Raw genomic sequence first — 12,558 nt, forward strand, 5'->3', positions numbered from 1 at the left:
GGCGCTGATGACGCCGGTCTCGCTCAGATGGTGAACGGCCGCTGGTCGAGGAAGCCCCGGTCCGGGGTGCCCGTCAGATGGAGGTTCGGGCTCTGGGTCGGGGGCAGTTCACGCTGGATCGCCCGGTGGAAGTCGCGGTAGCCGCCCTGGAAGCCGCCGGCGTCCCACACCTGGAGCAGCGCCTCGGTGAAGGCTCCGTTGACCTCGCCGTCGGCGGCGACCTGGTCGTCCTGGCAGCCCGACACGAGCAGGGCGTCGGGTCCGGCCCCGTCGGCGGGCGCGGCGTCCGCGAGCGAGCGCCGCAGCTCCGTGAAGAACTCCCGGTCGCGTTCGTACAGCTGCCGCTGCCGGGGCTCGGGCATGAAGCGGCCTTCCGCGTCAGCGCCCCCGGGCAGCTCGATGCCGCTGCCGCTGTGGCAGCAGTCGAAGAAGGCGACGATCCGTACGTCGTCGGCGAAGGCGCGGAAGGCCGCCTGGACCTCGTCGTCGAGGAACTGGCGGTCGTAGAAGACGAGGGTCTCGTCGAGCGCGTCGGGCTCGACGTCGGGGCCGGGGGCGTCCGGCACCTGCCCTCCGTGGCCCGAGTAGGTGAGGAGCAGGATGTCGCCGGGGACGAGCCGGGCGGCGGCATCGGCGAGGACGCCGGTGACGTTCGCGACCGTTCCGTCGCGGGTGAGCAGCGTCGTCGTCTCGAATCCCGCGGTGCGGGCGAGCCGTGCCATGTCGTGGGCGTCGTTCTCGCAGGCGACGAGGGTGCCGTCCCAGCCCTCGTAGCGGGCGGGGTCGACCCCGTTGAGTCCGACGTGCAGGGCGAGTCCGGTGGCCATGGGGTGCCTCCTGACGGGGAAGCGGAGGGTGGCCGGGACGGCTGCCGATGCGGCCACCGGGAGCGTCTGTTCGAGTGGCCTGTGGTCCGCTGCCGAGCACGGCCTTCTCCACGCGGTACCTACATCGTATGAATCCTTCCGAGCCGCTGTCCCCCGCAGACGCGGGCGGTGCCTCCCGCCGCGCGGGCGGTGACCCCCACGCGCTCGCCGACCGCACCGGATACGACGAGACCTTCCTCGGTCCGGTCGTCCCGCTGCCGCTCCCGGCCCGGAAGGCGGTCTCGACGGTGATCCTGCCCTACACCCATTTCACCGTGGTGTTCCGGCCCGACCGGCGGCTCGCCGCCTCGACGGCCGTGTGCGTCGAGGGCGGCGAGCTCCTGGAGGACGTACCGCGTGACGACGTCTGGTCGTACGACCCCCGGCTGCCCGAGGAACAGCAGGCGGGCGAGGACATCTACCGGAACAACAGCCTCGACCGGGGTCAACTCGTCCGACGGCTCGACCCGGTGTGGGGAGCCGCCGCCGTCGCGGGCCGCGCCAACACCGACACCTTCCACTTCACCAACGCCGCTCCCCAGGCCGATGTCTTCAACCAGGGCAGACAGCTCTGGCAGGGGCTGGAGAACCACCTGCTCGACCACGCCGCCGCGTACGACCGCAAGCTGACGGTCCTCACGGGCCCGGTGCTCCAGGACTCCGACCCGCCCTACCGGGGCATCCAGATGCCGATGCGCTTCTGGAAGGTCGCCGCCTTCATGCGGGACGGGGCGCTCGCCGCCGCCGCGTACGTGCTCGACCAGAGTCCGGATCTCAGCCGCGACGCGGAACGGGCCCTGGCGGGGGCGAAGGCCGGGGCGCCGCCGCCCCTCGGCCCGTTCCGCACCTACCAGGTGCCGGTCTCGGACGTCGCCGAGATCACCGAGCTGGAGTTCGGGCCGCTGCCGGACGTGGACGTCATGCCGCCGACCCGGGCACCCGAGGACCGCTGGCGGCGCCTCCGGACGTACGAGGACCTCGTGCTGCACCCCTGACCTGCGGCGACAGCGGGCCTGAACAGAGATTGCGGGCGTCCCGGGCCGGTGAAACGATGAAAGCGACAGAGCGATGCGGGGATCGGTCGCGTTGATGGCTCGGGGTGGCCGTCGTGACCGCACGGGGTGGCCGTCGTGACCGCACGGGGTAGCCATAGCGTGCGGACATGACGACCGCACGGAGTAGCCATCGTGTGCGGTCATGACGACCGCCCGGAGCACAGCCGGTCCTTCACGTCGCGGCGCCGGAGCGACCGGCGCTGCGCGAAGAGCGCCGGGCAGGTGCGGTATGCCGCTCACGGAGACCGAGTGGGGGCTCGTCGCCAGCTGGGTGCGGGACCATCTCCTCGACACCCCCGAACCACGCGAACGGCTGCTGCGCGCCGGTCTCCCCGCCGACTTCGTCGAGGATCTGCCGCTCACCCCGGACCCGGGCCGCAACGCCCTCCTCGTGATCGCCGCCGCCCGCCGCGACATCGCCCACCAGCGCCGGCTGCTCTCCGTCCTCGCCGGTCTCGACGCGCTGGCCGCCATCGACGATCCGCACGCCTTCGAGCAGGGCGCCGAAGCCCGGAACCTGCTCACCCGGCTCCGGGAGGACGAGCGGCTGCGGCGCTCACCGCGCGACCCGTTCGACAGCCTGCTCCTGAAGCACGGCACCGAGGTCTTCCTCGACCGGACCGAACTGCGCGAGAAACTCAGGCACTTCATCGCGGACCCGGAGCAGACGGTGCTCGTCGTCGACGGCCCCCCGGACAGCGGCCGCTCCTACACGTACGAGCTGATCCGTCATCTCGGCCAGCACCTCGACTTCCGACCGGTACGGGTCACCCTGTCGCGCACTTCCACGGCCACGCGTCTGCTGGAGCGGCTCTCGGCCTTCGTCGCGGGCCCGGAGAGCGACGGATTCCCTTTGAACCCCACACGGTTGAACGATCCACTGCCCTCGTTCGAGGACGCGGCCCATCGGATCGTCGCCCGCGCGACCGCCGCCGAGGAACGCTTCTGGCTGGTACTCGACGACTGCGACCGGCTCGACCCGCACGCGGACGTGTGGGACGCCATCGGCGTCCTGGCGCGCGCGATCTACGAGCACACTCCGGTACGCGCCGACGCCGTGCCCCGCCTCGTCCTGCTCGGCTACGCGACGACGATGCGCCAACTCCCGTACGAGATAAGAAAGAACGAGTGCCGGGACACGACGCACCTCGTGGGCGAGGACGACCTCAGGTCCTTCTTCCGCGAGTTCTTCGCCGACACGGGCGGACAGGGAGGGGCGGAAGCCGTCCGCGAACTGGTGGAGACCTCCGTCGCCGAAGTGTTCCGCGCCGCCGACTCCCCCTCGGACGGAGACAGTTACATGCGCCGGCTGTGTACGGCGGTGGAGGACGTCGTACGGTTCCACCAGTCCCTGCCTCCGACCTCACCACCGCCCGTTGAGGCCGGTCACCTGCTGCGCGACACCCTGCGGGCGAGCCTTGCCGCACCCGCTGCCACTGTCCTCGAACCCCGTCGTTCCTATCGTGAAGTCGCCTGCCTGCTCCAGGAGTTCGATCCGGTACTGCTCCGCCTGCCGGGCGAGGAGCAATCCACCGGGCGGGCCGTCCTTGAGCTCGTCGACGACTGCACGGCCCTCCCCTCCCCCGGCGCCACGATGTGGACCCTGAAGCCGGAGGTCCGGGACACGGCGCTGACGGGACTCGCGGGCCCCGCCACCGCGCTACGGGCCCTCCGCACCAATCTGGACCTGCGCCCCGAGGGCCCGGGGCCGGAACGCGCGGCGTTGATGCTGCTCACGGGCGCGGAGGCCGGTACGGGTACAAGTACGGGCGCGGGTAAGGGTACGGACGCAGGCGTGGGTACGGGTAGGGGCGCGACGACTCCCACGGACGCACCCGCCGCCCTCCCACCCCTCCCCACCGACGTCGAAGCCCTCTCCGACACCCTCCAAGCCGTCCTCTGGCTCAGCCGTGTGCCCGGCGTGAGCGGACTGCCCACCGTCGACGACGTCCAGCACCGGCTGGAGAAGGCCCGGCTGCTCCAGCCGATGCACCGTCTCGTGCGGGGCACCTTCCACGGCCGTACCGCCGAACTCGACTCCCTGCACGCCTATCTCGCCCTGCCCGAGGAGCCCGCGGAGCCCCCGGTCCTCCTGCACGGCATCGGCGGCATCGGCAAGAGCACCTTGCTCGCCACGTTCCTCGTCGACGCGCTCGCCGCCGCCTCCCCCGACGGATTCCCCTTCGCGTACATCGACTTCGCGCGCCCGACCCTCTCCGTCCACGAACCCGCCACCGTGATCGCGGAAACGGCCCGACAGCTCGGCGTCCAGTACCCCGCGCAGCACGCCGCCTTCGAGGCGCTCGCGGACGATGCGGAGCGGACCGCCGCCGTACAGCGCGCCGAACGCAACGAACTCGACGGGCTCCACCAGCTGGCCGGCACCCGGGCCACGATCGGCCGCGACTACTCGGCCGGCTTCCACTCCCGCGCCAGCGCCCGCGAGCAGGAACTCGCCCACCGGGTCGCCTCGACGGTCCACGAGGCGGTCCTGCCCGCGTCCGGCGGGACGGCGCCGCCGTTCCTCGTCGTCGTCGACTCCTTCGAGGAGGCCCAGTACCGGGGCTCCCCCGTCATGGCGCGGATGTGGGCGATCTGGACGGCGCTGCGGGCGGGCTATTCACGGCTGCGGTTCATCGTCTCGGGGCGGGCGCCGATCGACCACCCGGCCCGGGTCCTCACCCCGCGCACGATGGAGCTCACCGAACTCGATCACCAGGCCTCGGTGGACCTCCTGATGTCGTCCGGAGTCCTCGACGAGACGCTCGCCGAGGACCTCGCCGAGCGGATCGGCGGCCACCCGCTGAGCCTCAGGCTCGCGGCCCGCACGGCGGTCGCCGCGGGTTCCGGGTCCGCCGAGATCGGCGGCCTGCTGCGCGGACTCCCCTCCCGGCGCCGCTACTTCGACCGCCAGGTCGACCAGATGCTCATCCAGGGGACGCTGTACGACCGCATCCTCAAGCACATCCCGGAGGACGACGTCCGGGCCCTCGTGCAGGCGGGTCTCGCACTGCGGTTCATCACCCCCGAGCTGGTGCGGAAGGTGCTCGCCGGGCCGGCGGGACTGCGGGTCGACACCCCGGCGGAGGCCCGCCGCCTGTACGGGCTGCTGACCTCGCGGGTCGACCTGATGGAATCGGCGGGCCCCCAGGCCATCCGGCACCGGGCGGACCTCCGGATCATCATGCTGCGCCTCTCGGACAGCGCCCGGACGGATCTGATGCGGGCGGTGGACCGTCGCGCGGTCACGTACTACGCGGCCGGCGAAGGCTCCCGGGACCGCGCGGAGGAGATCTACCACCGGCTGCGCCTCGGCGAGAACCCCCGTACGGTGGAGGCGCGTTGGGAACCTGGCGTCGCCCCGTACCTCGGCGGGACCGCCCACCGGGAGATGCCGCACCGCTCGGCGGCCTTCCTCCTCGGCCGGATCGGCGGCCATGTGCCCGACCAGATCATGACCGAGGCCGACCAGGAGGACTGGGAGCGGATCGCCGTCCGTGAGGTCGAGGACCTGCTCACCCAGGGATACGTGGACGCCGCGGCCCAGCGGCTCACCGAGCGGCGCCCGTGGACGCCGTGCAGCCGGCTGCACGCGCTGCTCGGCGAGACCCTCGCACGCTCCGGGCGGACGCCGGAGGCGCGCGCGGCGGTCGAGCGCGCGGTGGACGGCGCGGCGGAGGTGGGCTGCGCGGAGACGCAGCTCGAACTGCTCCAGCTGGCGGCGCGGCTCGCGCAGGACGCGGGGGACTTCGCGGGCGCCGACCGGGATCTGCAGGAGGCGGAGGAGATGGCGGCGGGCCTCGGGCTGCGCTACGAGTCGCTCGGCGTCCTGGTCGCCCGGTCCCGGCTCGCCTCGCTTGCGGACCGCGACGCGGCCCCGGCGCGGGAACGTCTCGCCAGGACACTGCGCGCGATGCCCGACGCGGAACTCGCCCGCCAGCCCTCCCTGGCCCGTGCGGCGGCGGCCACTGCCTGCCCGGCCGACCCGCGACTCCTGGAGCACACCCTGCGCCTGGTCGGGCTTCCGGCGGACGAGGAGGCGGTCGTGACCGAGCTGGCTCACTGGATCGCCACCACCCTCGCCGACGAACCGACGCTCCGGGAGCCCCTGTACCGCATTCTGGGGACGGCGGCGGGGAGCGGAACGGCGCCTGCGGCGGAAGGCGGGGCCGGGTCCGGCCCGGGTATCGGAGCCGACGCCGGCCGCGACTCGGACCTCGGTGCCGGCATCGGCTCCGGACTCGATGGCGACCGCATCGAGCGGGACCTGCGGGAGGCTCGGCGGCGCGGCACGCTCGACAGTGTCGCCCGGCAGGTGCTGACCCTCCGGGACGACAGCGGGGACCTGCTCCTCGGGGTCGCGTCGGCGATGGACGCGGGCCCGGCAGGGCACGGAGGCGGGCCGCAGGAGGAGGGACCGAGGGACGGACCGCCGCTCGACGACGAACGGCACGATGCGGCTCCTCCGCTGCCGGCCCCCGCACCGGACCACAGCCCGGGTCCCGGCACGGGTGCCACCCCGGATCCCGGCACACGTCCTGTCCCAGGCCCCGGCACGGGTCCCGCGGTGTCTCGCCGCTCCGCGGTCCGGGGCACCACGGCCGCGTACGTGCGCGGCGGTGCCGGACCGTGGGCCCGCCCGCCGCCGACCGCCGCGGGTGCCGCCCTCCGCAAGGAACCGTTCCTGCCGCAGAGCGAACTCGTCCGGGTGCGCAACGCCGCGACGGAGGCGGGGCTCGCGGACCGCGACCTGCGCCCGGCCCTGCTCAAGGGAATCCCCGGCTCGTTCACGGCCACTCTGGAGCCGCTGGCCGACCCCCGCGACCGGATCCACGCCGACCTGAACGCGATGAACCAGGTCGAGCGGCTGATCGACGGCCTGGTGCCGCTGGAGATCTGGCTGCACAACGCCATCGAGCGGACCCGCGAACCGGGCCCGCGCGCCGTCCTCCAGGGCGCGCTGGACACGGTGTCCCGTGCGATCACCGGCGAGGCGGAGGTTCCGGCGGAGATGATGCCCGGGGAGATGAAGGAGGAGATCGTCCTCCAGGACGACACCGTGCCGTACGAGTTCCTGCACGGGGGCATCCGGGCCGGTGCCTCGGTCGCGCTGCTCAGGATCCCGCCGTACGAGTCGGGCGCGCCGCTGCTTCCCTCGTATCCGCACGGGGGTACGGGCTGGATGATCGCTCCGGGGCTTCTGATCACCAACCACCATGTGGTGATGGCCCGTTCGTGGGAGGCGGGCGTGCGGCCGTACGTGAGCGACGAGGACCTGCGGCTCCAGGTGATGATGTCCCGCTCGCGGTTCGACTTCGTCGAGAACTCCGCGGCGGCGCCGGAGGCGACGGCGGGGGAACTCGCCGCCTGGGACGCGGTGTTGGACTACGCCGTGGTGCGGCTCTCGCCGGACCAGGAGCCGAGGCCGACGCTACGGGTGGCGACCCGGCCGTTGCTGGTACGGGAGCGGCAGCGCGTGCCGGTCAACATCATCCAGCACCCGGGCGGCCTGCCGAAGCGCGTCGCCCTGCGCAACAACCTGGTGTACCGGGCCGACGAGCACGACATCCTGTACTTCACGGACACCCGTGGCGGTTCCTCCGGATCGCCGGTCTGCCTCGACGACTGGACGGTCGTGGGGCTGCACCGGGGGACGCGGAAGGTCGACGAGGTCGAGTTCCAGGGCGCCAGGACGAGGTTCGTGAACGTCGGAACCCAGATGAGCGGCATCCTCGCCCATCTCGGGGAGTTCCGGCCGGAGTTGTACGCGGAGATCATGGCGGCCCAGTCGGGGCGGCCGGCACCGGGGGGCGGGACCAACGGGAAGCCGAGGTGAGTGACCATGCCGAGCGGATCACGGAACGTGTCGCCGGTCGCGACCGCCGCCGAGCGGGTCTTCGGGGATCTGCGGGAGGTCGCCGCGCGGGTGCGCGGTGAACTGGAGGCGGAGATCGCCGAGTCCACGTACGAACTCCCCGCCGACGCGGCGCCGGCGGCGGAGATCTCCCGCTTCGCCCGCGAGGAGCGGGCCCGGGTCCTGGAGGCCGGTGTCAGCGGCCTGGAGAAGCTGGCGGCGAACCGCGAGGACGAACTCGACGGGGACGAGACCTTCGGCGTGGAGGCGATCGTCCTCCTGGAGGGCCGCCCGGCGATCCTGGTGCAGCGCCAGGACTTCGCCGCGCAGCGGGACGAGTGGGCGATCCTGGACGGCCACCGGCCGGCGATCCGGGAGTCCCTGGCACGAGTGGGGCGGGTGGAGGTCACCGGGCACCCGAGCCTGGACTGGATCGGGACGGCCTTCCTCGTCGGCCCGCGCACGGTGATGACGAACCGTCATGTGGCTGCGGAGTTCAGCCGGTTCGAGGGGAACGGGGGCGACGGAGGGCGCTGGAACTTCGCGTACGGGATGTCGGCGCGGGTGGATCCGGCGGAGGAGCTGCCGGTGGACGGCGCGGCGTCGGAGGCGTCCGCCGCGTACGAGATCACGGAGATCATCGGCATCCATCCCGATGTCGACATGGCGCTGCTCCGGGTCGAACCCTCGACGGACGGCGGGCTGCCCACGCCACTGGCGGTGGCGGCGGACGCACCGGCGAGCGTGCCGGGCCGCCCGGTGTACGTGATCGGCTACCCGGCGTGGGACGGGCGACGCAACGAGCCGGAGTCGATGCGCCGGATCTTCATGGACGTCTACAACGTGAAGCGGCTCCAGCCGGGGACGGCGACCGACTTCACGCCGGGCGGCCTGGTGATGAAGCACGACTGCTCGACCCTGGGCGGCAACAGCGGCTCACCGGTCTTCGACCTCACGGACCACCGCGTCCTGGGCCTTCACTTCGGCGGCCGCTACCGCACGGGAAACTTCGCGGTCCCCCTGTGGGAACTGCTGGACGACCCGCTGCTGGCGAAGGCGGAGGTGAACTGGGTCTGAGGCGACGAAGAACGGCACCGACAACTGGCAACCAAAGTTTCCATTTCTCACCCTCGTAAACTATGGTTGTCGCATGACGATGTCGCCCGAGATCACCCCGGAAGAGCGCGCCGCGCTCGACAAGGCCCTCCTGGACGCCCTCAACCCCCTGGCCTCGGCCCTGCGCTCCCGCGCGACGGGCCTGCCGGAACACCGCATGTGGGACGCGGACCCCGTGGAAGTGACCCTCTCGGTACTGGCCACCTGGAAGGTGCTGGACGCAAGGGTCAAACACCTCACGGCAACGGCCGCGGGCACCGCGGGTGCCTACGGCGCAAGCTACGAACAACTGGGCGCGGCGTGGGGCATCACCCGCCAGGGCGCCCGAAAGAAGTGGCCGGACGCTATGGGCGGCCGGCCCACGGCGCCCCCCGTAACCCTTGAACTGTTCGGCGGCAGAGCCGAACTGACGCAGGACCGCACCTCAGGCACCTGGACCTGGCAGGCCCGATCCGCCGACGGCACCCAAGGCCCGACCACCCCCACCCCTCCCCACCCGACCAAGGAGGAAGCGGCGGCCTACGCGGGCGCCTTCCTGAGGGAACACACCTCACAGGACTAGGCACTGTCCGCCCCCGGGACCCTCGGGCGGCCACCCTCCGGTCACGCCGCCCCCGGCAGCGCGGCCCGTCCCGACGGTGGGCGTCGAGCGGCCTCAGTCCTTCGCGGCGGTGGTGACGACGTCGTGGCCGAAGGACGCGGCGAGCGCCCGCGCGATCAGGTCGGGCAGATTCGACCGCCCGTCGTCATCGGCCCAGCGCGTCAGCGCCGTGTGCATCACGGCCAGGCAGGCGCTGATCGCCGCCCGCGCGCGGAACGCGGCCTCGGGATCGGCCACGTCGCCCCCGAGGGCATCGACGACAGCCTGTTGCAGCGCGTACTGACTGTCCAGGTGCCGGGCCCGCAGCGCGGGCGTCGAGACCATGAGCCGGAGGCAGTCCAGCAAGAACCGCTCGTTCGCCGCCGGTTCGTCCCCGTCGCCGCCCGTCAACGCCGTGGCCGCCTCGACGAGTGCGCCGCCGACGCGGCGCACCAGGGGCTGGTCTGCGGATGACGCGGCGACCCGCTCGGCGATGAGCGATGCAGGCCGCCCCACAAGGACAAGATCCTCCTTGGTGGGGAAATGCCGGTACACCGTCATCGCCGAGACGCCGGCGGCCTCGGCGACGTCGGCCACCGTCACGGCGTCGTAGCCGCGGTCGGTGAACAGCCGCACGGCGCGCGACTGGATCGCACGCCTCGTCTCGGATCGCCGCCGCTCTCGAAGGGTGGGTTTCCGTTCGCTCATTTGGTAGATACTACCTTAGTGTTAGTTACTAACAGATGAGGTGACGGCATGAGTGGTCTGGCAGGCAGGACAGCTCTGGTGACAGGTGCGTCGCGCGGCATCGGGCAGGCGATCGCAGCCCGGCTCGCGTCCGAGGGCGCCTTGGTCATCGCGCACTTCGGAACGGACGAGAGCGGGGCGGCGGCGACAGTCGAGGGGATAGAACGCGCCGGTGGGACCGCCCTCGCCGTTCGTGCCGAACTGGGCGTGGACGGCGACGTAGAGACGCTCTTCGCCGGGGTCGAGGCCGGCCTGGCCGGTCGGCCGCTCGACATCCTCGTCAACAACGCGGCGGCCTCGCCGACGGGCCCCCTCGGCGCGACGACACGGACGGAGTTCGACCACCTGTTCGCGGTGAACGTGCGGGCGCCGTACTTCATCATCGAGCACGCGCTGCCCCTGATGCGCGACGGCGGCCGGATCATCACGATCTCGTCGGTGGCGACCCGGATGGCCAACCCGGCCCAGACGTCCTTCGCCATGACGAAGGCCGCGGTCGAGACGATGAGCAGGACCCTCGCCAACCAACTCGGTCCACGAGGGATCACGGTGAACGCGGTCGCCCCGGGAGCCACCAGGACGGCGACCAACGGAGCCGTCTTCGACGTGCCGGGCCTCGCCGAACAGATCGCCGGCTTGACGGCGCTCGACCGGCTGGGCGGCCCCGACGACATCGCCGACGTGGTCGCCTTCCTCGCCTCCGACGCCGCCCGCTGGGTCACCGGCCAGACCGTCGACGCGAGCGGCGGCCTGTTCCTCGGCCCACGCGTCTGAGCAACGAGGGCGACGCGACGGCCGGAGCGGACTGCACCGAACTCAAGCCCTCGCAGACCTCGAGCGGTTCACGGCCAACGGCGAGCCACGGCGTCTACGCCGACGATCTTCTCTTCACACCGTCTTCACTGTCACCATGTGTCCCATGACGCACATCGCCAAGGGGGCCAACGTCCCCGTCCCCCTCGCCCCGTTGCGGATCGCCGTCGGGCGGCATCAGGTGCCCGGGGGTCCCGTCGTCGACGCCGCCGCACTGCTGCTCGACGCCGACGGCGTCGTGCGCGGTGACGCCGACATCGTCTTTCACGGGCTGCCCGCTCATCCTTCCGGCTCCGTAAGGCACTTGGGCAGCGGCGAGGGTGGTGGGCAGCTCGCCGAGTGGCTGGAGGCGGACCTGCCGCAGGTCGAACCCGCCGTCCAGCGAGTGCTGGTCGTCGGGTCCTGCGACGGCGGTGTCTTCGGGCAGGTTCCCGGGCTGTGCGCGCAGGTGGTGGCCGCCGACGGCGCGGTCCTCGCGCACTACGACGTGACCGACGCCTCCAGCGAGACGGCGTTCGTGCTCGGAGAGTTCTACCGGCGCGAGGGCGGGTGGAAGTTCCGCGCGGTCGGTCAGGGATACGACACCGGGCTGGCCGGGCTGGCGACGGACTTCGGGGTCGTCTTGGCCGACGCCGCCGCGCCGGTGGCACCGCCGACATCCGCACCGCCAGCCCCACCGGCGTCCGTACCCGTGGCACCGCCGACATCCGCACCGCCGGCCCCGCCCGCGTCCGGACCTGCCGCACCTCCGACGTCCGGCCCCATCCCTCTGCTGGGCGTGTGCAAGACGGCCTCCGCGCCCGTACCGCCGGCCGCGCAACCGGCTCCCGCGTCCGCCTCCACGTTCGTCCCTTCCCTCTCCAAGCCGGCCGCACCGGCCTCCTTCTCCCCCGTCGGCGTGCCCACGGCGCCCAGTCCCTTCCAGGGACCCGGTTTCCTCGACTTCGAACCGATCCACTTCAGCGGCAAGAGCGGGAAGACCGTCACCGTTGACCTGCCGTTCCCCCCGGGCTCCGCTCCCGTGATCCTGGAGGCGCGCGTCGAGGAGTACCAGTTCCTCCACGTCGAGATCCCGGGACGTTCCGACGACATCTTCTGCACCGAGCTGCCCGACTACTACAGCCGCGCCCTGCTCGTACCACCGCGCAAGGGCGGGCCCCTGAAGCTGAAGGTGGGCCACTCCGGGACGTGGGCACTCACCGTCCTGCCCCTGTCGGCGGCCCGTCCGATCACCACCGGAACGGTTCGGGGAAGCGGGCGCGAGGTCTTCCTCCACACGGGCCCCGCGGCCCAGCTGAAGGTCCGGGCGGCGGACCGCCACAACGGGTGGTTCCAGCTGAACCACCACCAAGGCGACGCCCCCGCCGACCTGAGGCGCCCCGCCGAGGAACTCGTTCACGCGTGGAACGGCCGCCGGGTCAAGGAGAAGGTCCAGATCCCCGCGGGGCCCCTCCTGCTCGTGATCGACAAGAGCCGCCACCACTGGGAGTTCACCCTCGACCCACTGCCCGTCGGGAGGTAGCCGGC

General features: G+C 72.3%; 8 protein-coding genes. 6 read left to right on the top strand and 2 right to left on the bottom strand.

The window, feature by feature from the left end; translation table 11 throughout:
- Positions 1–23 precede the first annotated feature (23 nt).
- Positions 24–827, bottom strand: a complete 804-nt coding sequence (locus ABT154_RS16920; RefSeq protein ID WP_351857609.1) for a caspase family protein — start codon at positions 825–827, stop codon at positions 24–26.
- A 128-nt stretch (positions 828–955) separates the two neighbouring features.
- On the opposite strand from ABT154_RS16920, the gene ABT154_RS16925 reads away from it, so the two are divergent.
- The 4 genes from ABT154_RS16925 (at position 956) to ABT154_RS16940 (ending at position 9,453) form a co-directional block, all read left to right on the top strand.
- Positions 956–1,861: a DNA/RNA non-specific endonuclease gene (locus tag ABT154_RS16925; RefSeq protein WP_351857610.1), complete on the top strand. Its 906-nt coding sequence runs from the start codon at positions 956–958 to the stop codon at positions 1,859–1,861.
- A gap of 289 nt (positions 1,862–2,150) precedes the next feature.
- The gene (locus ABT154_RS16930; protein WP_351857611.1) at positions 2,151–7,757 is read left to right on the top strand and encodes a trypsin-like peptidase domain-containing protein; all 5,607 of its coding nucleotides are present in this window, start codon (positions 2,151–2,153) and stop codon (positions 7,755–7,757) included.
- A gap of 6 nt (positions 7,758–7,763) precedes the next feature.
- On the top strand, positions 7,764–8,852 hold the full coding sequence (locus tag ABT154_RS16935) for a trypsin-like serine peptidase (protein WP_351857612.1): 1,089 nt from the start codon (positions 7,764–7,766) through the stop codon (positions 8,850–8,852).
- A gap of 73 nt (positions 8,853–8,925) precedes the next feature.
- On the top strand, positions 8,926–9,453 hold the full coding sequence (locus tag ABT154_RS16940) for a hypothetical protein (protein WP_351857613.1): 528 nt from the start codon (positions 8,926–8,928) through the stop codon (positions 9,451–9,453).
- Between the two features lie 93 nt (positions 9,454–9,546).
- On the opposite strand, the gene ABT154_RS16945 is transcribed toward ABT154_RS16940, so the two are convergent.
- Complete coding sequence (locus ABT154_RS16945; RefSeq protein ID WP_351857614.1) at positions 9,547–10,179, bottom strand: TetR/AcrR family transcriptional regulator; 633 nt, start codon at positions 10,177–10,179, stop codon at positions 9,547–9,549.
- 48 nt (positions 10,180–10,227) lie between these two features.
- On the opposite strand from ABT154_RS16945, the gene ABT154_RS16950 reads away from it, so the two are divergent.
- A complete protein-coding gene (locus ABT154_RS16950; protein WP_351857615.1) occupies positions 10,228–10,992 on the top strand; it encodes an SDR family NAD(P)-dependent oxidoreductase in 765 nt (254 codons plus the stop codon).
- Between the two features lie 145 nt (positions 10,993–11,137).
- Complete coding sequence (locus ABT154_RS16955; protein ID WP_351857616.1) at positions 11,138–12,553, top strand: TerD family protein; 1,416 nt, start codon at positions 11,138–11,140, stop codon at positions 12,551–12,553.
- Positions 12,554–12,558 lie beyond the last annotated feature (5 nt).

This window comes from Streptomyces sp. NPDC001728 (assembly GCF_040297565.1).
Taxonomy (GTDB): Bacteria; Actinomycetota; Actinomycetes; order Streptomycetales; family Streptomycetaceae; genus Streptomyces.